This is a genomic window from Nocardiopsis sp. CNS-639, from assembly GCF_000381685.1.
In the GTDB taxonomy this organism is placed as follows: Bacteria; Actinomycetota; Actinomycetes; order Streptosporangiales; family Streptosporangiaceae; genus Nocardiopsis; species Nocardiopsis dassonvillei.
The window spans coordinates 31,295-55,209 of sequence record NZ_KB906877.1 but is presented as its reverse complement, the minus strand read 5'-3'; the positions used below and the strand labels follow the sequence as shown (position 1 = coordinate 55,209).

Genomic DNA, 23,915 nt, shown 5'->3' with positions numbered 1-23,915 from the left:
GGACGCACGGCCCGCCCGTCGGCCCGCGGGCGCTACCGGCCGCGCCACCAGTGTGCCGCCAGCAGCTCCGCCACCAGCGGTTCCACCAGCAGGCTCACGTCCTGGTCGGTGTCGCCCGGGTAGCGCACGGTCAGCTCCGCCTCCGGCATCCGCTCCTGACCGGGGGTGGGGCCCACCGCCACGAACGCCCCCCGCAACTGCCCCAGGTGCTGGGCGAAGCGCTCGTCGTAGGCCGAACCCGCGAACAGCAGCGCCCGGTAGTCCGTGACCGCCGCCAGGTGGCGGTCCGTGTGCGACCACTCCCCGGTCTCACACGCGTGCGCCACCCGCACCGGCCCCTGGCGCAGCACCCGCACCCCCTGCCAGGCCGACGCCATACGCTCGGCCGGGGCCACCATGTGCACCCCGTGCGGCGAATCCAGGATCCGGGCGACCTCGGGCACCCACCCCGGCGCGCTCTCCAACAGCGACGCCGTCGCGTTCGCCGTGCGGCGCAGCAGCCCCGGCAGGGACTGGCTGTTGCCCGTCCGGGGCGCGCCCAGACGATGCCCCAACAGCAGGAGCAGGGCCAGCGCGTGCTGGTAGGCGCGACATCCCACACCGCTCGCCTCCTCACCCGCGTGCAGCGGCACCAGCAGATCCGCCTGCCGCCCCACCACCGAGTCCACCGACGGGGCCAGCACGATCACCGGCGACCGCGCCACGTAGCGGTCCAGCACCGTGTACAGCTCGCGCTGCCCACCGCCCAGGCTCACCGCGACCACGAGCGTCTCCGGCCCCGCGGGCGGCTCCTCCGCCGACGAGGAGAAGTCCGCGCTCGCCGCGATCCCCGCCCGGCGCAGCCGCGCCGCCGCCACCTCGCACGCGTGCCGCGCCGCGCCCAGGCCCAGGAAGCGCACCGCGGCGGGCTCGTCGTCGAGCAGCGCGGGCAGCGCGGCGTAGGGATCCCACCGCGGAAAGCGCTCGGCGAGCCGGATCAGCGCCTCGGGCTTGCCCGCGAGGTCGCGGGACAGGGACTCGGCGGTCACGAAACCCCCCAGGGTACGAAGGCAGGGCGAGGGACGACGCACGAACTCTAGGACATCCGCGGCCCCCGGCTCCCGGCGCCCACCGCCCCCCGCCCCCGCGCTCCCCGCCGTCCCGTCCCGAACAGCCCCCGCACCGCCCCGACCCGCACCCCCGACGCCAGGGGACACCCGGTGCGGGACGCTCCGGCGGCGGCCATAACCTGGAGTGCATGAGCGTCACCAGCCTCGACCCGGACATCGCCGCCCGACTCAAGCGCAACCCGGACGGCCTCGTCCCCGCCGTCGTGCAGCAGCACGACACCGGGGAGGTCCTCATGCTCGCCTGGATGGACGACGAGGCCCTGCACCGCACCCTCACCACCGGCTCCGCCACCTACTGGTCGCGCAGCCGCGGCGAGTACTGGGTCAAGGGAGCCACCTCCGGACACACCCAGCGTGTGGTGTCGGTCGCACTCGACTGTGACGGGGACACCCTCCTGGTCCGGGTCGACCAGGAGGGCGCCGCCTGCCACACCGGCGACCACACCTGCTTCGACGCCGGGAGACTCCTGTGAGTTCGGCCTCCTCGTCCCGCGTGCGCCGGGAGTACGGCCTGGCCATGCTCGCCCTGGCCGCCGGGGCCGGACTCCTGCTCGCCGCCGCCGGACGCCAGTGGGCGACCGGCGAACTCACCGCGCCGGGGCCGGTCGCCCCCGTCTCCGTGGAGCTCACCGGGACCGACCTCACCGGCGCCCTGAGCGGCTTCGGCTGGGCCGGGCTGGCCGGGATCGCCGGCCTGTACGCCACCAGGGGCTGGGGTCGCCGGGCGGTCGGCCTCCTCGTCGCCCTGGGCGGAGCGGCCGCCCTCAACGCCGTCTGGGGCGCCACCCGCCCCGACGCGCTCCTGGCCGCGATGGCCGACAGCACCACCGACACCGCCGGGGCCGCCCAGGTGGCCGCCGACCCCCGCCTGCTGGCCCTGGGGCCCGCCATGGCCGTGGCCGGAGCCGTCCTCCTGGTCGCGGCGGGGCTGGTCGCGGTACTGCGAGCCCCTGCCTGGCCTGGTATGGGCACCCGGTACGATCGGGACGCCGCACCGCGCGCGACCCGGTCCGAGACGCCCTCCGACCTGTGGAGGTCGCTGGACGCCGGTGACGACCCCACACTCGACGCCGAGTCCGCGGGCGCCACGCCCGCGGATCCCGACGGCGCCGCCCGCGCACCGCGGGCAGCACGCCCAGCCGAACCTAAGGAGAACACCTGATGGCCGACGAGCACCACGACGACCACGGCAACACCCTGTCCGCCTGGTTCCTCACCGTGTCCTGGATCGTGGCGTGGTCCGTGGCGGCCTTCGTCATCGTCTTCCTCGGCGGCGACCTGCTGCTGTGGACCGCCGTCGCCCTCGTCGCCAGCGTCGTGCTCGCCGCGATCGCCGGTGTCATGAAGAAGGCCGGCTACGGCCGCAAGGAGCCCCGCCCCGTTCCGCCCACGCGCGAGGAGTGGGAGGCCGGCCGCAAGTCCGCCGCCGCGCAGCCCGAGCCCGCCGCCGCGCAGCCCGGCCCCGCCCTGGACCCCGACGCGACCAAGGCCTGACGGACACCGGGACACCGGGGAAGCCGCAGCTCACAACGAGTGAATAACGGAAATATGGACGAAGGTCCCACGGGGCGGGTAGATTCGGCCCACCGGCCACGACTGCCGCGTCGGTTCGGTTCGGTGGGAGTCTCACCGATCTGGCATCATTCCTTTCTGCCCGCGGTGTATGCGATCCGGTGATCCAACCCTGCCCCGTGTTGGGCCGGAGTGTTCCCGCATGCGCCGCGCAAATCCCTTGTCCTCTTCCGGAAAGTTGTACCGAGCATGAGTTACGGTCCCCCTCCCCCCGGCAACCCCGGCCCGCCCCCCGGCGGCGGCTACGGTCCCCCCTCCGGGGGCTACGGCGCCCCCAGCGGTCCTCCGCCGGACAACGGCCTGGTCTGGGCCATCGTCGCCATCTTCTGCTGCTGGCCCTTCGCCATCCCCGGCATCGTCAACTCCACCAAGGTCAACGACCTGTGGAACCGCGGTGACCACGCGGGGGCCATGGAGGCCCAGAAGCAGGCGAAGAAATGGACCAAGATCGCCTTCATCTGCGGTGGCATCCTGTGGGCGCTCCTCATCGCCTTCTACGTCGTGCTGTTCATCATCGGTATGAGTGCCGCCGCCACCACACCGACGTACACCACCTACTAGCGAGGCGGGACTCCGGTTCCCACCACGCTTCGTTCGCCCCCGAGCGCCTCAGCGCTCGGGGGCGCCCTTTCTGTCTGCCCCCGAACCTCTAAGCTGGTCACGTGTACCCACAGCACGAAGAGCCGTCCCAGAGCCAGCTCCCCCAGGCTCCGGCCGAGCCGCGTTCCCTGGGGGAGCGGCTCAGGCGGCGGGCCGCGTCGCTGCACCCGGTCGTGTGGCCCGCCGGACTGGGCGTGCTCGGTCTGGCCGGAGCCACCCTCCTGCACTTCGTGGATCCCAATGAGCCCGGTAACTACCCCACCTGCCCCTGGCTCCTGCTCACCGGAACCTTCTGTCCGGGCTGCGGCAGCATGCGGGCTATCGCTCTGCTCACCCACGGTGAGATCCTGGCCTCCATCAGTATGAACCCCCTGCTGTGGCTGCTGCTGCCCTACGTCGCCTGGACCTACGGGCGTTGGCTCCTCCACTCCATACGGCCGCCCAAGAGGTACCCCAAACTGACACCGGGCTGGTTCCTGTGGGGCATGCTCATCGTCATCATGGCGCACTGGGTCCTGCGCAACCTCCCCTGGTTCTCCTTCCTCGCCCCCGGGACGCCCCTCTTCCCCGGCTGGTAGCAGAACCAGGACGGCCCCACCGCAGTCCCACCCGGCGAACGCGGCCACGCGCCGCTGCACGCGACAACGACGCTCTGAAAAGGTGCCATCACATGAGCTACGGCCCTCCCCACACCGGTGGTTACGGCCCTCCCGGCGGCTACGGTTACCACGCCCCGCCCCCCGGCGGACCCCCCAAGAACTACCTGGTGTTCAACATCCTGGGCATCGTCAGTTGCCTCCCGGTGATCGGCATCATCGGTCTGATCTTCGCCCTCCAGGTCAACAGCAAGTGGCAGATGGGCGACTACGCGGGAGCACAGTCCGCCTCCGACACCGCCAAGATCCTGGGCATCATCGGCCTGGTCTGCTTCATCCTCCTGGCCCTCTACGCCGTGTTCTGGCTCCTGTACTTCATCTTCATGATCGGGATACTGGCGACCATGTGACCGCCGGTCGGCGCGCTGCACCGACACACCGGTGCACGAGCCCCCTTTCCGGCTTCCGCCACCGTCACAGTGGTGGTCTCCGACGGGGTCGGCGACCCCGCGGCGCCCACGGGTGGATACGATGACCAGCAACACGGTGCGGCGGTGTCCGATCCCGCCGCGCGAGGAGCCCGCACCCGGGCCACCGCCGTGCCGGCCCACTTTCACGAGGGAGCAGTAACTGGTGAGCGTGCTCGACGAGATCCTCGACGGAGTACGCGCTGACCTGGCGCAGCGGCAGGAGGACCTGCCCCTTGACCGCCTCAAGGCCCAGGCCGGGTCGGTGCCCACCCCGAAGGACGCCGAAGCCGCCCTGCGCCGCCCGGGCGTGCACGTCATCGCCGAGGTCAAGCGGGCCAGCCCCTCCAAGGGTCCCCTCGCGGCCATCACCGACCCCGCGGCCCTGGCCCGCGACTACGAGGCCGGCGGCGCCGCCCTGATCAGCGTCCTCACCGAGCAGCGCCGCTTCAAGGGCAGCCTCGCCGACCTCCAGGCCGTCCACAAGGCGGTCGACACCCCGCTGCTGCGCAAGGACTTCGTGGTCAGCTCCTACCAACTGTGGGAGGCCCGCGTCTTCGGCGCCTCCGCCGTGCTGCTCATCGTCGCGGCCCTGCCCCAGGAGGCCCTGGTCTCCCTGGTGGAGCGGGCCCGCTCGCTCGGCCTGATGCCGCTGGTGGAGGTCCACGACGAGGAGGAGGTCGCGCGCGCACTCGACGCCGGGGCCACCGTCGTCGGCGTCAACGCCCGCAACCTCAAGACCCTGGAGGTGGACCGGGACACCTTCTCCCGGCTCGCCCCCCTCATCCCCTCCGACGTCGTCAAGATCGCCGAGTCCGGTGTCCGCGGCCCGCACGACCTGCTGGCCTACGCCGGAGCCGGAGCCGGGGCCGTCCTCGTCGGCGAGAGCCTCGTCCGCGGCCGCAACCCGCGCGAGGCCGTCGCCGACCTGGTCACCGCCGGGGCCCACCCCGCCCTGCGGGACCGGAACTAGGGGCACAGACCGTGAGAGGGTTGACGCAGGCACCGGCGGACGCGGCGGCGACGCGCCCCGTCCGCAGATGGCGATGGCTCTAGGGAACCCGCGCCAGTGAGCCGCGGGTTCCCGCCGCCGCGTTGACCCACAGCCAGAACGCGCCGCCGGAGCCGGGCGGCGCACAGCCGGTCGGCGCGCGGACCCCGCGGCGCGAGGCCGGGGGAGCCCCGCGCTCGGCCCTTCCCAGGAGAGCGTGCAATGAGCCACGACCAACCCCTGCCCGACCAGCGCGGGCACTACGGCCGCTTCGGCGGCCGCTTCGCGCCCGAAGCCCTCGTCGCCGCCCTCGACGAGGTGGCCGCGGAGTGGGAGAAGGCCAAGCAGGACCCCCAGTACCAGGCCGAACTCGCCGAACTGCTCAAGGACTACACCGGGCGCCCCAGCGCCCTGAGCGAGGCCCGCAACTTCTCCGAGCACTGCGGCGGCGCGCGGATCCTGCTCAAGCGCGAGGACCTCAACCACACCGGATCCCACAAGATCAACAACGTCCTCGGCCAGGCCCTGCTCACCAGGCGCATGGGCAAGACCCGCGTCATCGCCGAGACCGGAGCCGGACAGCACGGCGTGGCCACCGCCACCGCCTGCGCCCTGCTCGGCCTGGAGTGCGTGATCTACATGGGCGAGGAGGACACCCGCCGCCAGGCGCTCAACGTCGCCCGCATGCGCATGCTCGGCGCCGAGGTCGTCCCCGTCACCATCGGCAGCCGCACCCTCAAGGACGCCATCAACGAGGCCTTCCGCGACTGGGTGGCCAACGTCGACCGCACCCACTACCTGTTCGGCACCGTCGCCGGACCGCACCCCTTCCCCAAGCTCGTGCGCGACCTGCACTTCGTTGTCGGCCAGGAGGCCCGCGAACAGGTCCTGGAGCGCGTCGGCAGGCTCCCCGACGCGGTCGCCGCGTGCGTGGGCGGCGGCTCCAACGCCATGGCCGTCTTCGCGGCCTTCATCCCCGACGAGGAGGTCGCCCTGTACGGCTTCGAGGCCGGGGGAGAGGGGGCGCAGACCACCCGCACCGCCGCCTCCATCACCGCGGGCAGCCCCGGCGTCTTCCACGGGGCGCGCACCTTCGTGCTCCAGGACGAGTACGGCCAGACCCTGCCCAGCCACTCCATCTCCGCCGGACTCGACTACCCGGCGGTGGGCCCCGAGCACGCCTACCTCGCCGACACCGGCCGCGCCACCTACGAGCCGGTCACCGACGCCGAGGCCATGGAGGCCTTCCGGCTGCTGTGCCGCACCGAGGGCATCATCCCCGCCATCGAGAGCGCGCACGCCCTGGCCGGCGCCCGCAAGCTCGGCGAGCGCCTCGGCCCGGACGCCGTCATCCTGGTGAACCTCTCCGGGCGCGGCGACAAGGACGTTGACACCGCGGCCGCCTACTTCGGCCTCGTTGACCCGGAGGGACAGGCGTGAGCGCCACCGCACTGCAGACCAAGCTCGCCGAGGCCCGCGAGGCCGGACGCGCCGCCCTGATCGGCTACCTGCCCGCCGGGTTCCCCGACGTGGAGTCCTCCGTCCGGGTCATCCAGGCCATGGTCGAGGGGGGCTGCGACGTCATCGAGGTCGGCCTGCCCTACTCCGACCCCATGATGGACGGCCCCACCATCCAGCGGGCCGCCGACCGCGCCCTGGCCTCGGGCACCACCACCGACGACGTGTTCCGCGTGGTGGAGGCCACCGCCGCCACCGGCGCCGCCGCCGTGGTGATGTCCTACTGGAACCCCATCGAGCGCTACGGCGTCGAGCGCTTCGCCGCGAACCTGGCCAAGGCGGGCGGGGCCGGGGTGATCACCCCCGACCTCATCCCCGAGGAGTCCGAGGAATGGGTGGCCGCCTCCGACTCCTGCGGCCTGGACCGGGTGTTCCTGGTCGCGCCCTCCTCCACCGACCGGCGCCTGGCCCTGACCACGCGCGAGTGCACCGGCTTCGTGTACGCCGCATCGCTCATGGGCGTCACCGGCACCCGCACCCAGGTCGCCGACACCGCCGCCGCGCTGGTGCGGCGCACCCGCGAGGCGACCCGCGACTCCGGCCTGCCCGTCTGCGTGGGCCTGGGCATCTCCACCGGCGCCCAGGCCGCCGAGGTGGCCGCCTACGCCGACGGCGTGATCGTCGGCGCCGGGTTCTGCCAGCGCGTCCTGGACGCGCCGGACCTGGACACCGGGCTCGTCGCGGTCCGCTCCTTCGCCCAGGAACTGGCGCAGGGCGTGCGCTCGGGCCGCACCTGACCGGAGGGGCCCGCGACCAGCGGGACGCGTGAACACCGGCGGGGGCCGTCCACGGGACGGTCCCCGCCTTCGTCGTACCGCCCCCGTCTCCGGGCCCGTCCGCCGCCGGGCGGGGCAAGGCGACGGCCAAGCCGGTGAGAATCGGGTGAGAGGACCCCCGCGGAACCTCCCGACACCCCTTCGACCAGGTACTCATGAAGGAGAGGGGGCACCCTCCGCCCCGGGGGACGCCGCTCGCTGCGCCCGAAATCCCGGACACAGCGTCACCCACTCAACACAAGCAGTAGGATCTGACCCGACGCGAAGGGCGACGACGTGCCCACGCACCGTGGTCGCGAGGTTCCCCTCCTCCCACGCCCACCCGCCCCCGGGGGCCGTGTCCGCCCCGGACGCGCACGGGGACGGGTGGCGGCGCGGTGGCGGTGGCCACATCCCCGCATCCCGGGAACCCCGCACGGCCCGGCGACGACTCCATGGAAGGACCCGCGTCCGCTCCGGCGGGCGCCACGGCCACGGCCGCACCGAACGGAAGGAGGCAGGGGCTCCCGCCCCCGCCCGCAGACGGGGGCACCCGCCCCGCACATCCGATGACCCGCCCGCTCTCTCCCCGGAGGCCGCAGTGATGGACACGACCGACCAGACGCCCGCCACCGAACCCGCGCCCGGATCGCGCTGGGAGGCCGTCCAACCCTGGCTCAGCCTCGCCTGCCGAGTCGGACTGGCCGCCGTCCTGGTCTTCGCCGCCGTCTCCAAGTTCCCCCCGGCCCTGTCCGTCCAGGCGGTCGAGGCCTACGACCTCTTCCCCGCCGAGGTCGCGCGGTTCATCGGCTACACCCTCCCCCTGTTCGAACTCGCCCTGGCCGCCCTGCTCCTGGTCGGGCTCGCCACCCGCTACGTCGGCGCCGTCAGCGCGCTGCTCATGGTCGTCTTCATCGCCGGGATCCTCTCCGCCATGGCCCGGGGCCTGAGCATCGACTGCGGCTGCTTCGGCGGCGGCGGACAGGTCGACCCGGAGGAGACCACCTACGGGCTCTCCATCGCCCGCGACATCGCCTTCGCGGCGATGGGCGCCTTCGTCGCGGTCTGGCCGCGTTCGCCCTTCGCCGTCGACCGCGCACTCGGCCTCTTCCGGTGACCCCGGACGGCCGACCGTATCCAGCAGTGAGGAACAGGGGAAGACATGGGCAGTGAAGCGCGCAGGCGCTCCCGCGAGAAACTCAAGGAACAGAGGGAGAAGGACAAGCGCAGGGCCAAGCGCAACAGAACCCTCATCGTGGTGGGCGTCGCCGCCGCGGCGGTGCTGCTCATCGTCGGCATCGGCTACGTCGCCCTCAACGCCGACCGCCGCAGCGGCGAGTACGAGGGGGCCCTGGCGCCCACCGCCCTCCAACAGGACGGCAGCGTCGTCATGGCCCAGGAGGGCGCCTCGGCCCCCGTCGTCGAGGTCTACGCCGACTACCAGTGCCCCGCCTGCCGCCAGTTCGAACTCCTCAACGGCGGCGTCCTCAAGGAGAACGCCGCCCGGGGCGAGGCCATCGTCCACTACCGGCCGGTCAGCATCTTCGCCCAGCAGCCCGTGCCCCTGAGCAGCAACTCGCTGCGCGCCGGGGCCGCAGCCCGCGCCGCCGCCGACCACGACCGGTTCGTGCGCTACAACGACATCCTCTTCGAGCACCAGCCCACCGAGCGCACCGAGGGCTTCACCGTCGACCAGCTCAAGGAGTGGTTCGCCGAGACCGACCCCAGCCCGGAGCAGCAGGAGCAGTTCGACCAGCGGGTGGACGACGAGGCCGCCGTGGTCTCCCGGTTCACCGAGGAGTTCCTGCCCGCACTGTCCGAGGACGCCATGGCGCAGATCGGCGAGGAGACCCTCGCCACCATGGTGCTGTCCGACCTGCTCGCCTGGGGCGCCGAGCACGGCCACGACCCCTCGTTCCTGGAGGGGACCTACACGGGCCAGATCATCGAAGCCACCGGGAACGCCTACACTCGCTACAGCGGAGACAACGCCTTCCGCGGAACGCCCTCCGTCTACATCAACGGTGAGTTGCTCGACAACGACACCGCCATGACCGCCCGGGGACTCAACGAGGCGATCGCCTCAGCGGAACCCGGCGAGGTCGACACCCAACCCACAGGCGACGGGGGTGGCGCGGAGTAGCCATCCCCGAAGACACCCCCGCACGCGGGGCGAACCCGAGAGCAGACCAGTGACATTGTCGTCGACAGCCACGGAGGGCGCGGTCGAGTTCGGCCGGGCCCTCGCGGCCTTCCCCAGCCCGCAGGTCAACTCCATCCCCATCGGGCCGCTGCAGATCCACTTCTACGCCCTGTGCATCCTCGCCGGAGTCATCGTCGCGGTGCTGTGGAGCGAGCGGCGCTGGGCCGCCATGGGCGGTGAGAAGGGCACCATCATGGACATGGCCGTGTGGGCCGTGATCCTGGGCCTGGTCGGCGGACGCCTCTACCACGTCATCAGCGACGCGCAGCTGTACTTCGCCGAGGGCCGCGAGCCCATCCGCGCCCTGTACATCTGGGAGGGCGGACTCGGCATCTGGGGAGCCATCCCCATGGGCGCCCTGGGCGTGTGGCTGGTGGCCCGCAAGCGCGGCCTGTCCATGTCCAAGCTCTCCTTCGCCATCGCCCCCACCCTCCCCCTGGCCCAGGCCCTGGGCCGCTGGGGCAACTACTTCAACCAGGAGCTGTTCGGCAGGCCCACCGACCTGCCCTGGGCCGTGGAGATCACCCCCTACCCCAACGGCGCCCTGCGCCCGGGCATGGAACTGGGCGTGAGCACCTACCACCCCACCTTCCTCTACGAGTCCCTGTGGTGCGTGGGCCTGGCCGTCCTGCTGGCCTGGGCGGGCCGCCGCTACGAGCGCTCCCTCCAGGGCGGACGCCTGTTCGCCCTCTACGTCATGGGCTACTGCGCGGGCCGGTTCTGGATCGAGTACCTGCGCGTGGACCCGGCCAACGACTTCCTGGGCCTGCGCCTGAACAACTGGACCTCCCTCCTGGTCCTCCTCGCCGCCCTGGCCTACTTCGTGTGGGCGGGACGGCGCATCGACTCCTTCTCCAGCGCCGTCGTCCCCCACGGCCACGACGCCGGAACCCAGGTGTTCGGGCCCACAACCGATGGTGAGACGCGCGACGACAGCACCGTCTACAGCGCCCTGGACAGCGAGGAATCGCGTGTCGGTTCGCAAAGCTCCAGCTCACAGGAGGCGGGGACGGAATACCACCCGAGCCCTGAACGATCTAGTAGCGAGGGCTCGACCGACAGGGACGCCGGGGACACGGGAACCGAACCCGGGACGAAGCCCGAGTAGACACAGGGAAGCCACGTGGACCGGCCGTGTCCGGACACGCATCTGGGCCCCTGTACCTTTCGAGCAGACCACGGGTTGACGATTGAGAAAGACCGTGAGCAGAGCTGAGTCCGGGTACGGCCGCAGAGGCCGCCGCGCCCAAAGCGCCCGCACCGAGGACCGCACCGACGACCAGATCCTGGACCGGGACGAGGAGGGGTACGACCCCGAGGAGGACTTCTCCGCGGAGTACGGCCACACCCGTCCCGCCGACGACGGCTACGACGACGGACCCCATGACGACGGGTCCTACGACGAGGACGCCTACGAAGAGGACGACGGTACCGGCGACGCCGACGCTGACGACGCCGAGGAGACCGGCGGCCGCGCCTCGCGCCGCAGGAAGGGCCGCGGGGCCCGCGCCTCCTCCCGCCGCAGGAGCCCGGGCAACCGGGCCGCCGGAGGCAGGCGGGCCGGAGCCACGGGAGTGAACAAGGTCTCGGCCTTCTCCGCCGCCGCGATCAAGAGGGTCTCGGTCCTGGGCGACCGGCCCAACCAGATCGTGTACACCCTCGCCGAGCAGAGCAAGCGCAAGCGCGGCACCGCCGTGCTCGGCCTCCTGCTCGGAGCGTTCAGCATCGCGCTGATCGCCCTCCTCGGCCTGCTGTCCTACCAGCTCTTCGCCGGCAACGGCGGCGCCGTCGCGGGCGGGGACGACACGGTCGTGGCCCCACCGGACGGGCACAGCACCCTCACCCCGGAGCTGTACCTGTCCGAGCCCAACCGCGAGGACGTCTTCGGCGCCATCAACGAGCGCCCCGAGGGCATCGAACCGATGACCGAGGAGAGCGTCTTCGACCCGGTCCGCGAGATCGGCCTGGACGACGTGAACCTGGAGCTGCGCCAGGGCTCGGTCACCGACTCCTGCACCTCCCTGGTGTGGGGCGAGGAACTCGGCCAGAGCCTGATCGACGCCAACTGCGTCCAGGCCGCCTCCGGCGTGTACACCGACGGCGACGAGCAGCACGTGGCCCAGTTCACCCTGTTCGATCTGGCCAACGCCGAGGCCGCGGCCGAGGTCGAGCGCGAGCTGGACCCGACCAACGCCGAGAGCGGCGCCGGGTTCCTGCTCACGCAGACCGGCGACGAGATCCCCGGCCTCCAGGACGGTTACAGCCAGGCCACGACCCAGGTCATGGGCCACTACCTGGCCGTGTTCTGGGTGGCCGACACCGACGGTTCCCCGCCCGGGGACAACGCCGACATGGCGACGCTGAGCGTGGCCTCCATGAACGCGGCGCGCTACGTCTACGAGGAGGTCGTGGCCGTGAACCAGGCGGCGGAGCAGGCCGAGGAGTAGTCTGTCCCGGCCTGTCGGAGGCCCCGATAGGATCTGCGACAGACCGACCCGAGGTCACACGAGGCGCGGCGAGGATTCCCGGCCTCACACACCCCCGAACACACCGGTCCGGCCCGCGTACGCGCGGGCCGGACCGCATCCGAGGAAAGGTCCATTGGGTGTCCCCTTCTGAACCGTCGGCGTCCGGACCCGCGGGGCGTCGGAGGAAGACCAGCGAGCCCGACACCGAGCCCGAGGGGCGCTCCTCCCGGGAGGGCGGGCGCCGACGGGCCGGGGGGCGCAGGAAGAAGGAGTCCAGGCGCCTGGGCCCCCTCATCGCCATCGTGGCCGGAGTGCTGGTCGTGGCGCTGATCGCCCTCGGCGTGGTCCTGTACCTCAACGCGGGGGAGGGCGGCGGCGAGGGGCAGGCCGCCCCCCAGACCCGCCCCGCCGTGTACCGGGTCGTCGACGCCGGCAGCATGAACGAGGTGCTCGCCACCCGCGAGGCCGACAGCCGCCCCCTCAACGAGAACGAGCTGTTCGGGGACCGCAACGCCGAGATCTCCAGCCAGAGCATCGACTTCACCCTGGGCGAATCGGTCCTGGCCGAGGACTGCGCCGCCGCTGTGTGGGGCGAGCCCGCCAAGGCCGCCCTGGCCGAGGCCGACTGCACTCAGGCCGGGCGCGCCACCTACGTGTCCGACACCTACTTCGGCGTCGTGGCCGTGTTCAACCTCGCCGACGTCGAGGGCAGCCGCGCGGTCGCCGCGGCCCTCGCCGAACCCGAGGGGGAGGGCGCCCAGGACCCCGGCTTCGTGCTCTCGCCGTCCGGCGCCGAGCCCTTCGACCGCCTGGGCAGCGGCTACAGCGCCAGTGACGCGGTCGTCAGCGGCCACTACCTGGTCCTGGTGTGGGTGCAGCCCACCGATTCGGAGTCGGTGGAGGACAGGGTCAGCCTGTCCGGGCCGCTCGTGGCGCTGGCCAACTTCCGCGACCCGCTCTACCGGCGCATGGTGCAGCAGGAGGGCAGCACCGGCGGCGGCACCGAGGGGACGACGGAGGGCACCGAGGGAACGGGCACCGACGGAACCGGGACCGAGGGCACGGGAACCGACGGAACGGGCACCGGGACCGAGGGCCTGGGCACCGACGGCACCGGCACTGGCGTCGAAGGTGAGAGTGTGACCGGCAACGAGGGCACGGGCACGGAGCTGCCCGGAACCACCGGCACCGGCTGATCCTCTCTCCCCCCGCACACACGGAGGGGCCCGCGGCGCCCGCGGGTTCCATCGATCCCCGCAACACCCTGGATCTCAGGGAGTTGCGGGGATCGTGGCTTCTGGGGGGAGTGAAGGCGAGGTTCTCCGAGGAACCGGACCGGGAGGACGGCAGCGCCCCGGGTGCTGCTCGGGCGATCGGGGTGAGCCGTCACACGGCGGCTGGCCGGGCACGGCAGGCCGGTGTGCGTGGCCAGCCGCCGTCACCTGGCGTACGGGGCCTTCGCGCGTGCGGTCTCCCGCCGCCACCGGTGCGGTGTGCGCGGGCCCCTCCGCCGACGCCCCCGGCCCCGGCGCGGGTCTCCACGGCGGAGCCGGGAAGACGGGCCCGTTCCGGCGCCACCGCGTCAGGCCGGGGAGGGCCCCACCCGCTCCAGGAGGTCGGCGGCCACCCCGCGCAGCTCACCGAAGCGGTGCTCGGGCAGATCGAGCAGGGTGTGCCCGGACACCCACTCCGGTGCCGCGGACACCGCGTGGCGCGCCGTGCGCTTGTTGACCGGGCTCTCCCGCCACGCCGACACCTCCACCAGCCCCGCCCGCAGGGTCGCGGTGAGCGTGCCGTGCGCCCTCTCCTGCACGTACACCAGCAGCCGGTCCACCGCCGAGTCCGCGTCCGGACGCCGGGTCAGCCGCACCGCCGTCAGGCCGTCCGCGCCGAACCCGCGCAGGAACCGCACCCCGAAGCGCGGTTCCACCAGGGCGCGCAGCCCCCGCTGGCCCGCCTCGTCGCGCACGCACGCCGCCGAGGACGGCACCAGCACGTACACAGTGTCCCCGGCGGCGGCCAGGGCCGCGCGCGCCGCCCAGCGGTCCCACCCGCCTGTGAGATTGACCACCGCGAGTCCGCCGCCCTGCCCGGGCGCCTCCAACCACGTGGACAGGCGCACCCGCCCCGACCCGGCGACCTCGCCCGGCCACGCGCCCACCAGCGTCGGCGCGCGGTCACCACCGGCCTCTCCGGGCTTGACGGCCTCCCCGGTCCCACCGGTCCCGGCGGACCGTCCGGTCCTCCCGGCCCCACCGGCCTCCCCGGTTCCACCGGGAACCGCGGCACTCGCGGTCTCCCCGGCCACCCGGTCCAGCACGGCACGGGCCCGATCGGCGTCCAGACCGCCCCGGGCCTCCTTGGCGTTCACCCCCTGGCTGTACACGCGCGCCACCTCACCCGAGGGAGCGGGCAGCGTACGCGCCAGCGGCCGCAGCACGTACAGGTCGGAGGCCGCGCCGATCGACTCGGCCCCGTGGTAGCGGTTGAAGTCCGGCCACACCGCCTCCAACAGCAGGTCCATCCGCACCAGCCGCGCCTGCGTGGCCGCGGCCAGCCGCGGGGTGGTCTCACTGGCCCCGTAGGCCACCAGCACCCGTCCCCGGCGGGGATCGGCCATCCCCTCCACACCGCGCCGCACGAACAGTTCCACACCGTCGGGCGTGTAGGGGGGATCGGTGAACACCACGTCCGCGCCGCCGCGCACCGCGGGCGGCAGCCCCAGACGCAGGTCCGCGGCGTGCGTACGCACCGCCAGCCCGAGCTCGGCCGCCAGGGCGTCGATGTGGGCCAGGACGCGTTCGTCGATGTCCACGACCTGCGCCCGGGCGCCCGGGCACACCAGGGTCAGCGCCACCGAGGTCAGGTCGTGGTCGCCCACGCACAGGAGCGTGCGGTCGCGCAGGTCGAACCGAGCGGACAGCAACAGCGCCCGGCGCAGCGCGGTCTCGGCCGTCGCGGCCACGTGGTCCAGGTCCAGATCCGAGGCGGGCCCCTCCTCCACGGCCCGCGCCAGCTCCGCCAGCGCCCGGGAGTAGCGGGGGAGCAGGTGGGCCACCGGGTCGGCGGGCTCCTCCCCGGCCGCGCCCGCGTAGCGCTCGGGCCGCACCAGGCGCACCCGGCCCCGCCCGTCCCCGGGCGCCAGCTCACCGGCCTCCGTCAGGGACCCCACCAGGGAGGACACCAGCGCGTACGCGACACCGCTGGCGCGCACCAGCGCGTTCGCCTCCCACTCGCGCCCGTCCGAGAGCAGCGCCAGCACACGGCGCAGCCGGGGCGCGTCCACGCCGTGGCCGCGCAGCAGCTCCGCGGCGGGCTCGGGAAGGGGCGGCGGGCCGTCAAGGGAGCGGTCGGCGCGGGCGGAGTCGCCGTCCGCGACCGGTACCCGCCCGGAGGCAGCGGAAGGGGGGCCGTCCGGGCCCGGAGGAGTCGCGTGCATGCACCGATCGTCCCACGCGCGCCGGGGCGGCGCGCGGCCCGCCGCCACCCAGGTCAGCGGCGGCGCCCGGTGAGGGGGATATCACTCGCGGACCCGCCCCCCGCCCTCTTGGGGACGCGGTTAACACCGGGGTAATGTGGGCGTGCGGCGTGTTGCGCCCGCATGCCCGAAGTGGCGTTCCCCACCTCCAAGGTTGGTGTTTCGGCCTCTTTGGGAGGTTTAGCGGGGTTCCCTCGTGGAAAAACCCGCTAGGCCAGCCCGCACCGGGAACCTCTCCCGGACCGCGCCCGAGCCCGCACACACCCGGGAGCGGCCAGGGGCCACCGGCGCACCGCGGCGCCACGTGGTCTAGACCTGCGATTAACGTCGCGGCTGGACCGGCATGTATAAGGGAACCTGCCCGTCACGGGCGACCCCACCCGCCACCGGCGACCACGAGGACGTGGCCGCACGACGGAGGCGGCCACGGCGCCCACACGACGGTCACCGCCGCACCACGCGGCGACACAACTCCATCCGCACGCAGCAGGGCCAACGTCGTCCCGGATGCGCTTTTCACGAAGCCAACGCAAGACGACAGGAGGGTAGATGCCTGCTGGCCAGGTGCGGCGTTCGTCCGTCCGAACGAACCCCGAGACCACTTCCCAGGGCCTGTACGACCCCGCTTTCGAGCACGACGCCTGCGGTGTGGGCTTCGTCGCCGACCTCACTGGACGTCGCGGCCACGACATCGTCGAGAAGGCGCTCACCGTACTCCGCAACCTCGACCACCGCGGAGCCTCCGGCGCCGACCCCGACGACGGCGACGGCGCGGGCATCCTCACCCAGATCCCGCACGAGCTCTACACCGAGGTCTGCGACTTCACCCTGCCCGAGGCGGGCGCCTACGCCACCGGCATCGGGTTCCTGCCCGCCGACGCCGCCGAGCGCGCCGCCGCCGTCGAACGCATCAACGCCATCGTCGCCGAAGAGGGCCTGACCCTGCTCGGCTGGCGCGAACTGCCCTTCGAACCCCAGTACAGCGGACCCGCCGCCCGCCAGGCCATGCCCTACTTCGGGCAGCTCTTCATCACGGGCACCCCCGGCACCGCCACCGAGGGCCTCACCGGCATCGAGCTGGAGCGCCACGCCTACTGCGTACGCAAGCGCGCCGAGCACGAGAGCGACGTCTACTTCCCGAGCCTGTCCCCGCGCACCATCGCCTACAAGGGCATGCTCACCACCCCGCAGCTGGAGCCGTTCTTCCCCGACCTGTCCGACCGGCGCTACGCCTCCGGCCTGGCCCTGGTCCACTCCCGCTTCTCCACCAACACCTTCCCGTCCTGGCCGCTCGCCCACCCGTTCCGCTACGTCGCGCACAACGGCGAGATCAACACCGTCAAGGGCAACCGCAACATGATGCGGGCGCGCGAGGCCAAGCTCGCCAGCGACCTCATCCCCGGCGAACTCGACCGGATCTTCCCCATCGTCGACCCCGACGACTCCGACACCGCGTCCTTCGACGACGCCCTGGAACTGCTCCACCTGGGCGGACGCTCCCTGCCGCACGCGGTGCTCATGATGATCCCCGAGCCCTGGGAGAACCACACCGAGATGGACCCGGCCGTCCGGGCCTTCTACGAGTACCACTCCACCCTCATGGAGCCCTGGGACGGCCCCGCCTCGGTGTCCTTCACCGACGGCACCCTCGTCGGCGCGGTCCTGGACCGCAACGGCCTGCGCCCCGGCCGCTACTGGGTCACCGAGGACGGCCTCGTCGTCCTCGCCAGCGAGGCCGGCGTCCTGGACATCGACCCCGCCACCATCGTGCGCAAGGGACGCCTCCAGCCCGGCCGCATCTTCGTCGTCGACACCGCCCAGGGGCGCATCGTCGAGGACGAGGAGATCAAGGCCGAACTCGCCGCCGAACACCCCTACCAGGAGTGGATCGACACCGGCGTCCTGCGCCTGGCCGACCTGCCCGACGCCCGACCCGTCCCGGTCACCGAACTCCAGCGCGCCCAGCAGGTCTTCGGCTACACCGAGGAGGAACTGCGCGTCATCCTCACCCCCATGGCCCGCACCGGCGCCGAACCCATCGGATCCATGGGCACCGACACCCCGGTGGCCGCGCTCTCCGAGCGCTCCCGCCAGCTCTTCGACTACTTCTCGCAGAACTTCGCCCAGGTCACCAACCCGCCCCTGGACGCCATCCGCGAGGAGATGGTCACCAGCCTGGCCACCCTCCTGGGCGCCGAGCACAACATCCTGGACGCCGCACCCGGCAGCACCCAGCGCCTCGTCCTGCCCACCCCGGTCGTCGACCAGGCCGAACTGGCCGCCATCGTCGCCGCCGGACAGGGCAACCCCGCCCTGAAGAGCTTCACCGTCGACGGCACCTACCCCGTCGACGGCGGCGGCGACGCGCTCTCCGCACGCCTGGAGCAGATCAACACCGAGGTATCCGCCGCCATCGCCGACGGCGCCCACATCCTCGTGCTCAGCGACCGCGGCGCCGACGCCGACCGCGCGCCCATCCCGTCGCTGCTGCTCACCGGCTCGGTCCACCACCACCTCGTCCGCGAGAAGACCCGCACCGAGGTCGGACTCCTCATCGAGGCCGCCGACGTGCGCGAATGCCACCACGTCGCCCTGCTCATCGGCTACGGCGCCTCCGCGGTCAACCCCTACCTGGCGCTGGCCACCGTCCGCGACCTCGTCGAACGCGGCACCATCGGCGGCGTCGACGCCGACCAGGCCGTCCGCAACACCGTCAAGGCGTACGGCAAGGGCGTCCTGAAGATCATGTCCAAGATCGGCGTGTCCACGGTCAGCTCCTACACCGGAGCCCAGATCTTCGAGGCCCTGGGCCTGGGCGCCGAGGTCATCGACCGCTGCTTCACCGGCACCACCTCCCGCCTGGGCGGCGTCGGCTTCGACGTCCTCGCCGAGGAGGTCGCCATCCGCCACCGCCGCGCCCACACCGCCAACCCCAGCGCCCACCGGCGCCTGGAGGTCGGCGGCGAGTACCAGTGGCGCCGCGAGGGCGAACCGCACCTGTTCAGCCCCGAGACCGTCTTCAAACTCCAGCACTCCACCCGCACCCGCCGGTACGAGATCTTCAAGGAGTACACCTCCCAGATCGACGACCAGTCCGAGAAGCTCATGACCCTGCGCGGTCTCCTGCGCTTCAAGGACGGCGTGCGCGAACCCGTGCCCGTCGACGAGGTCGAACCCGTCTCGGAGATCGTCAAGCGCTTCTCCACCGGAGCCATGTCCTACGGCTCCATCTCCGCCGAGGCCCACCAGACCCTCGCCATCGCGATGAACCGCCTCGGCGGCAAGTCCAACACCGGCGAGGGCGGCGAGGACCCCGACCGCTTCACCCCCGATGCCAACGGAGACCTGCGCCGCAGCTCCATCAAGCAGGTCGCCTCCGGCCGCTTCGGCGTCACCTCGCACTACCTCAGCAACGCCGACGACATCCAGATCAAGATGGCCCAGGGCGCCAAGCCCGGCGAGGGCGGCCAGCTGCCCGGCCACAAGGTCTACCCGTGGGTCGCCCAGACCCGCCACTCCACCCCCGGCGTCGGGCTCATCTCCCCGCCGCCCCACCACGACATCTACTCCATCGAGGACCTCGCCCAACTCATCCACGACCTCAAGAACGCCAACCCCTCCGCCCGGGTCCACGTCAAACTGGTCTCCGAGGCGGGCGTGGGCACCGTCGCCGCCGGCGTGTCCAAGGCACACGCCGACGTCGTCCTCATCTCCGGCCACGACGGAGGCACCGGCGCCTCGCCGCTGACCTCCCTCAAGCACGCGGGCACCCCCTGGGAACTCGGCCTCGCCGAAACCCAGCAGACCCTGCTGCTCAACGGCCTGCGCGACCGCATCGTCGTCCAGGCCGACGGCCAGATGAAGACCGGACGCGACGTCGTCATCGCCGCCCTGCTCGGCGCCGAGGAGTACGGCTTCGCCACCGCACCCCTCGTCGTCTCCGGCTGCGTCATGATGCGCGTCTGCCACCTGGACACCTGCCCCGTCGGCGTCGCCACCCAGAACCCGCTCCTGCGCGAGCGCTTCTCCGGCAAGGCCGAATACGTCGTCAACTTCTTCGAGTTCATCGCCCAGGAGGTCCGCGAGTACCTCGCCCAGCTCGGCTTCCGCAGCCTGGACGAGGCCATCGGCTCCATCGACCTGCTCGACACCGCCGACGCCGTCACCCACTGGAAGGCCCAGGGCCTGGACCTGTCGCCCATCCTGCACGAGGTCGAACCCCGCGCCGGCGACCACCGCGTCCAGCAGCGCCTCCAAGACCACGGCCTGGAGAAGGCCCTGGACAACACCCTCATCCAGCTCAGCGAGGGCGCCCTGGACTTCGGCCAGCCCGTACGCCTCGAACTGCCCGTACGCAACGTCAACCGCACCGTCGGCACCATGCTCGGACACGAAGTCACCAAGCGCCACGGCGCCAACGGCCTCCCCGACGACACCATCGACGTCTCCTTCACCGGATCCGCGGGCCAGTCCTTCGGCGCCTTCGTACCCAAGGGCGTCACCCTGCGCCTGTCCGGCGACGCCAACGACTACGTCGGCAAGGGCCTGTCCGGCGGACGCGTCATCGTCCGCCCCGACAACGCCTCCCAGCTCGTCGCCGAGGACCACATCATCGCCGGCAACGTCATCGGCTACGGCGCCACCTCCGGAGAGATCCTCCTGCGCGGCGTCGTCGGCGAACGCTTCTGCGTCCGCAACTCCGGCGCCCTCGCCGTCGTCGAGGGCATCGGCGACCACGGCTGCGAGTACATGACCGGCGGCCGCGCCGTCATCCTCGGCCGCACCGGACGCAACTTCGCCGCCGGCATGTCCGGAGGCATCGCCTACGTCCTGGACCTGGACCACGAACGCGTCAACACCGAGATGGTCGAGATCGAGGCCCTCACCGACGAGGACCGCGCGTTCCTCACCGACGTCCTCACCCGCCACCGCGCCGAGACCGGATCGGCCGTCGCCGACCGCATCCTCACCGACGGCGGCATCGACCGCATCGCCAAGATCATGCCGCGCGACTACAAGCGCGTCCTGCTCGCCCAGGCCGAGGCCGAACGCGAGGGCCGCGACGTCAACGAGGCCGTCATGGCCTCCGCACAGTCCTGACACGAGAGGAGGAAGGCACATGGCCGACCCCAAGGGCTTCCTGAAGACCACCGAGCGAGAGCTCCCCAAGCACCGACCCGTCGACGTGCGCATCCAGGACTGGCGCGAGGTCTACGAGGACTTCGACCGGGGCACCGTCACCAAGCAGGCATCACGCTGCATGGACTGCGGCATCCCCTTCTGCCACAACGGCTGCCCCCTCGGCAACCTCATCCCCGAGTGGAACCACCTCGTCCACACCCACGACTGGGCCGAGGCGATCGAACGCCTGCACGCCACCAACAACTTCCCGGAGTTCACCGGCAGGCTCTGCCCCGCCCCGTGCGAATCCGCGTGCGTGCTCGGCATCAACCAGCCCGCCGTCACCATCAAGAACGTCGAGGTCTCCATCATCGACCGCGCGTGGGAGGAGGGCTGGGTCAAGCCCCTGCCCCCCACCACCCGCACCGGCAAGAAGGTCGCCGTCGTCGGCTCCGGCCCCGCCGGACTCGCCGCCGCCCAGCAGCTCACCCGCGCCGGACACGACGTCACCGTCTACGAACGCGCCGACCGCATCGGCGGCCTCCTGCGCTACGGCATCCCCGAGTTCAAGATGGAGAAGCGGCACATCGACCGCCGCCTCGCCCAGATGAGCGCCGAGGGCACCACCTTCCGCACCGGAGTCGACGTCGGCACCGACATCACCGCCGACCAGCTGCGCGCCGACCACGACGCCGTCGTCATCAGCGGCGGCGCCACCGCCTGGCGCGACCTGCCCGCCAAGGGTCGCGAACTCGGCGGCATCCACCAGGCCATGGAGTACCTGCCCCTGGCCAACCGGGTCCAGGAGGGCGACTACGACACGCCCGCCATCAGCGCCAAGGGCAAGCACGTCGTCGTCATCGGCGGCGGCGACACCGGCGCCGACTGCGTCGGCACCGCCCACCGCCAGGGCGCCGCCTCGGTCACCCAGCTGGAGATCATGCCCAAGCCGCCCGCCACGCGGCCCGACAACCAGCCCTGGCCGACCATGCCCATGCTCTACAAGGTCACCAGCGCCCACGAGGAGGGCGGCAAGCGGATCTACTCCGTCAACACCGTCGAGTTCCTCGGCGACGACAACGGCCAGGTCCGCGCCCTCAAACTCGTCGAGGTCAAGCGCACCGACAAGGGCTTCGAACCCATCGAGGGCACCGAGCGCGAGATCCCCGCCGAACTCGTCACACTCGCCATGGGCTTCGTCGGACCCCAGAAGGAGGGCCTGCTCGACCAGCTCGGCGTCGAACTCGACGGACGCGGCAACGTCGTCCGCGACACCGACTACCGCACCACCGTCGACGGCGTCTTCTGCGCCGGAGACATGGGCCGCGGCCAGTCGCTCATCGTCTGGGCCATCGCCGAGGGCCGCTCCGCCGCCGCCGGAGTCGACCGCTACCTCACCGACGACAGCGCACTGCCGGTCACCATCCCGCCGACCGCACGACCGCTCGTCTAACCACAACCAGGCACACACACGCGCGCCGGGCGCGGAGGACACCCTCCGCACCCGGCGCGTCGCCGTGTCCCCCACGCCACGAGCCATCCGGGATCCCACCAGAACCGTCCACAGCCCCCCACACCCCCTGGCCCGGACGCACGACGGCGCCGATACTGGAAACAAGGAGGACCTGCCACACGCCCAGGAGGCCAGACGATGACCTACCGACTCATCGCCGACACCGCCATGGTCGTGCACCTGGCCTTCCTCGCCTACCTCGCCCTCGGCGGATTCCTCGCCTGGAAGTGGCCCCGCACCCTGTGGATCCACCTCGGCTGCGCCCTCTACGGACTCGCCATCACCCTCATCGGCTGGCCCTGCCCCCTCACCCACGTCGAGAACTGGGCCCGCCGACGCGCCGGACAACAAGGACTGCCCCCGGAAGGCTTCATCGACCACTACCTCACCGGCATCGTCTACCCCGCCGAACACCTGCTCACCGCACAGCTCACCGTCGCCCTCGCCGTCCTCACCTCCTGGGCAGGACTCCTCATCCTCACCCGAAGACGCACACGCAACACCACCCCGAACCGCGCGTAAAGATCGCGAATGGATTGGCCCGCCAACCATTTCCCCGCCCCGCACACGGACGTACCGTCGAAGACATGACCGTTGTGACCTGGGACTCCCTTCGCGCCGCAGAACACTTCACCATGCGAAACGCCCGGCTCATCGACCGGCTCCGCTTCGCCCACCTCTTCCAGAACGGACCCACCGAACCCGTCCGCTCCGCACTCTCCGCCTACCGCAACCTCGACGGCGGCTACGGCAACGGACTCGACCCCGACCTGCGCGGACACACCAGCCAACCCGCCGCCACCGAGATCGCCCTGCGCTACCTCGACGACCTCGGCCCCATCCCCACCACCCTCGGCACCGGCATCTGCCGCTACCTCACCACCGTCACCAACCCCGACGGCGGCCTGCCCTGCGTACGACCCAACGTCCGCCACACCGAAGCCGCCCCCTGGTGGCAACAGCACCACGACTTCACCAGCGACCTCGGACTCACCGCACTCCTCGCCGGATACCTCCACAAACACAACATCAGCCACACCTGGCGCGACAACGCCACCGCCTACTGCTGGAAACGCATCAACTCCCTGCACTGGACCGACCCCCACCAGGCCATCGGCATCTGCACCTTTCTCCAACACGTCCCCGACCGCGACCGCGCCCTGCGCACCACCAGCCGACTCCACCCCATGATCCGCGCCGTCATCGACACCGACCCCAAACCCAACCCGCGCCGACACGCCCACACCGCACTCGACATCGCCACCCACCCCGACCACATCGCCCGACCCCTGTTCACCGACGCCGAGATCCAACGCAACCTCGACTTCTTCGAACAGACCCAACGACCCGACGGCGGCTGGGACGCCACCTGGCAGCACTGGGACACCGCCGCCACCCTCGAACGCGAAGGCATGCGCACCGTCCAACGCCTGCGCATCCTGTGCGCCTACGGCCGCGTCCAGGGCTACCTCCCACCCCGCCGCCGCGACACCTGACACCCCGAACCCGGCCCCGGCACACCCC

Annotated in this window: 20 protein-coding genes; 18 read left to right on the top strand and 2 right to left on the bottom strand. The window is 72.1% G+C overall.

Features of this window, described 5'->3' with window-relative positions:
* Positions 1–32 precede the first annotated feature (32 nt).
* Entirely contained in the window at positions 33–1,028 is a 996-nt protein-coding gene (locus tag G011_RS0125705; RefSeq protein ID WP_019610971.1) for a sugar isomerase, read from the bottom strand.
* Positions 1,029–1,237: 209 nt separating this feature from the next.
* Between G011_RS0125705 and hisI the strand changes: the two genes are divergently transcribed.
* From hisI to G011_RS0125635, 14 genes are all read left to right on the top strand, one after another.
* A complete protein-coding gene (gene hisI, locus G011_RS0125700) occupies positions 1,238–1,582 on the top strand; it encodes a phosphoribosyl-AMP cyclohydrolase (RefSeq protein WP_013154196.1) in 345 nt (114 codons plus the stop codon).
* Positions 1,579–2,271 carry a Trp biosynthesis-associated membrane protein gene (locus G011_RS0125695; RefSeq protein ID WP_019610970.1) on the top strand — a complete coding sequence of 231 codons (693 nt, stop codon included), beginning with the start codon at positions 1,579–1,581 and terminating at the stop codon, positions 2,269–2,271. Before hisI ends, G011_RS0125695 begins: the two co-directional genes overlap by 4 nt.
* Positions 2,271–2,603: an HGxxPAAW family protein gene (locus G011_RS0125690; RefSeq protein ID WP_013154194.1), complete on the top strand. Its 333-nt coding sequence runs from the start codon at positions 2,271–2,273 to the stop codon at positions 2,601–2,603. The genes G011_RS0125695 and G011_RS0125690 overlap by 1 nt, the downstream gene beginning before the upstream one ends.
* A 267-nt stretch (positions 2,604–2,870) precedes the next feature.
* A complete protein-coding gene (locus G011_RS0125685; RefSeq protein WP_019610969.1) occupies positions 2,871–3,242 on the top strand; it encodes a CD225/dispanin family protein in 372 nt (123 codons plus the stop codon).
* A gap of 101 nt (positions 3,243–3,343) precedes the next feature.
* Positions 3,344–3,859: a DUF2752 domain-containing protein gene (locus G011_RS0125680; protein ID WP_019610968.1), complete on the top strand. Its 516-nt coding sequence runs from the start codon at positions 3,344–3,346 to the stop codon at positions 3,857–3,859.
* 92 nt (positions 3,860–3,951) lie between these two features.
* Positions 3,952–4,287, top strand: coding sequence for a CD225/dispanin family protein (locus G011_RS0125675; RefSeq protein ID WP_019610967.1), 336 nt, complete (start codon positions 3,952–3,954; stop codon positions 4,285–4,287).
* Positions 4,288–4,510: 223 nt separating this feature from the next.
* Positions 4,511–5,317 (top strand): indole-3-glycerol phosphate synthase TrpC, encoded by an 807-nt coding sequence (trpC, locus tag G011_RS0125670; protein ID WP_013154190.1) that lies wholly within the window; start codon positions 4,511–4,513, stop codon positions 5,315–5,317.
* Positions 5,318–5,557: 240 nt separating this feature from the next.
* Positions 5,558–6,775, top strand: coding sequence for a tryptophan synthase subunit beta (gene trpB / locus G011_RS0125665; protein ID WP_019610966.1), 1,218 nt, complete (start codon positions 5,558–5,560; stop codon positions 6,773–6,775).
* Positions 6,772–7,590 carry a tryptophan synthase subunit alpha gene (gene trpA, locus G011_RS0125660; protein ID WP_019610965.1) on the top strand — a complete coding sequence of 273 codons (819 nt, stop codon included), beginning with the start codon at positions 6,772–6,774 and terminating at the stop codon, positions 7,588–7,590. The genes trpB and trpA overlap by 4 nt, the downstream gene beginning before the upstream one ends.
* Positions 7,591–8,212: 622 nt before the next feature.
* Positions 8,213–8,725, top strand: coding sequence for a MauE/DoxX family redox-associated membrane protein (locus G011_RS0125655; protein WP_013154187.1), 513 nt, complete (start codon positions 8,213–8,215; stop codon positions 8,723–8,725).
* Between the two features lie 45 nt (positions 8,726–8,770).
* Positions 8,771–9,751 carry a thioredoxin domain-containing protein gene (locus G011_RS0125650; protein ID WP_019610964.1) on the top strand — a complete coding sequence of 327 codons (981 nt, stop codon included), beginning with the start codon at positions 8,771–8,773 and terminating at the stop codon, positions 9,749–9,751.
* Between the two features lie 55 nt (positions 9,752–9,806).
* Positions 9,807–10,919 carry a prolipoprotein diacylglyceryl transferase gene (lgt, locus tag G011_RS0125645; RefSeq protein WP_019610963.1) on the top strand — a complete coding sequence of 371 codons (1,113 nt, stop codon included), beginning with the start codon at positions 9,807–9,809 and terminating at the stop codon, positions 10,917–10,919.
* Between the two features lie 94 nt (positions 10,920–11,013).
* Complete coding sequence (locus G011_RS0125640; protein WP_026338661.1) at positions 11,014–12,258, top strand: hypothetical protein; 1,245 nt, start codon at positions 11,014–11,016, stop codon at positions 12,256–12,258.
* Positions 12,259–12,416: 158 nt separating this feature from the next.
* Entirely contained in the window at positions 12,417–13,475 is a 1,059-nt protein-coding gene (locus tag G011_RS0125635) for a hypothetical protein (protein ID WP_026338660.1), read from the top strand.
* A 386-nt stretch (positions 13,476–13,861) separates the two neighbouring features.
* Here G011_RS0125635 and G011_RS0125630 read toward each other — a convergent pair whose 3' ends face one another.
* The gene (locus G011_RS0125630) at positions 13,862–15,718 is read right to left on the bottom strand and encodes a bis-aminopropyl spermidine synthase family protein (RefSeq protein ID WP_019610961.1); all 1,857 of its coding nucleotides are present in this window, start codon (positions 15,716–15,718) and stop codon (positions 13,862–13,864) included.
* 588 nt (positions 15,719–16,306) lie between these two features.
* Here G011_RS0125630 and gltB point away from each other — a divergent pair.
* The 4 genes from gltB to G011_RS0125610 all read left to right on the top strand — a co-directional run bounded on the left by gltB (position 16,307) and on the right by G011_RS0125610 (position 23,887).
* Entirely contained in the window at positions 16,307–20,857 is a 4,551-nt protein-coding gene (gltB, locus tag G011_RS0125625) for a glutamate synthase large subunit (protein WP_026338659.1), read from the top strand.
* A 19-nt stretch (positions 20,858–20,876) separates the two neighbouring features.
* Positions 20,877–22,331: a glutamate synthase subunit beta gene (locus tag G011_RS0125620; RefSeq protein WP_019610959.1), complete on the top strand. Its 1,455-nt coding sequence runs from the start codon at positions 20,877–20,879 to the stop codon at positions 22,329–22,331.
* Between the two features lie 198 nt (positions 22,332–22,529).
* Entirely contained in the window at positions 22,530–22,913 is a 384-nt protein-coding gene (locus tag G011_RS0125615) for a DUF2784 domain-containing protein (RefSeq protein WP_013154179.1), read from the top strand.
* Between the two features lie 74 nt (positions 22,914–22,987).
* Positions 22,988–23,887, top strand: a complete 900-nt coding sequence (locus G011_RS0125610) for a hypothetical protein (RefSeq protein ID WP_019610958.1) — start codon at positions 22,988–22,990, stop codon at positions 23,885–23,887.
* Positions 23,888–23,915: the final 28 nt, after the last annotated feature.

What these genes read in the sequence shown, in the direction of transcription:
- hisI (WP_013154196.1), top strand. Translation starts at nt 1,238, where the DNA reads ATGAGCGTCACCAGCCTCGACCCGGACATCGCCGCCCGACTCAAGCGC.
- G011_RS0125690 (WP_013154194.1), top strand. Translation starts at nt 2,271, where the DNA reads ATGGCCGACGAGCACCACGACGACCACGGCAACACCCTGTCCGCCTGG.
- G011_RS0125685 (WP_019610969.1), top strand. Translation starts at nt 2,871, where the DNA reads ATGAGTTACGGTCCCCCTCCCCCCGGCAACCCCGGCCCGCCCCCCGGC.
- G011_RS0125675 (WP_019610967.1), top strand. Translation starts at nt 3,952, where the DNA reads ATGAGCTACGGCCCTCCCCACACCGGTGGTTACGGCCCTCCCGGCGGC.
- trpB (WP_019610966.1), top strand. Translation starts at nt 5,558, where the DNA reads ATGAGCCACGACCAACCCCTGCCCGACCAGCGCGGGCACTACGGCCGC.
- G011_RS0125655 (WP_013154187.1), top strand. Translation starts at nt 8,213, where the DNA reads ATGGACACGACCGACCAGACGCCCGCCACCGAACCCGCGCCCGGATCG.
- G011_RS0125650 (WP_019610964.1), top strand. Translation starts at nt 8,771, where the DNA reads ATGGGCAGTGAAGCGCGCAGGCGCTCCCGCGAGAAACTCAAGGAACAG.
- G011_RS0125630 (WP_019610961.1), bottom strand. Translation starts at nt 15,718, where the DNA reads ATGCACGCGACTCCTCCGGGCCCGGACGGCCCCCCTTCCGCTGCCTCC.
- gltB (WP_026338659.1), top strand. Translation starts at nt 16,307, where the DNA reads ATGCCTGCTGGCCAGGTGCGGCGTTCGTCCGTCCGAACGAACCCCGAG.
- G011_RS0125620 (WP_019610959.1), top strand. Translation starts at nt 20,877, where the DNA reads ATGGCCGACCCCAAGGGCTTCCTGAAGACCACCGAGCGAGAGCTCCCC.
- G011_RS0125615 (WP_013154179.1), top strand. Translation starts at nt 22,530, where the DNA reads ATGACCTACCGACTCATCGCCGACACCGCCATGGTCGTGCACCTGGCC.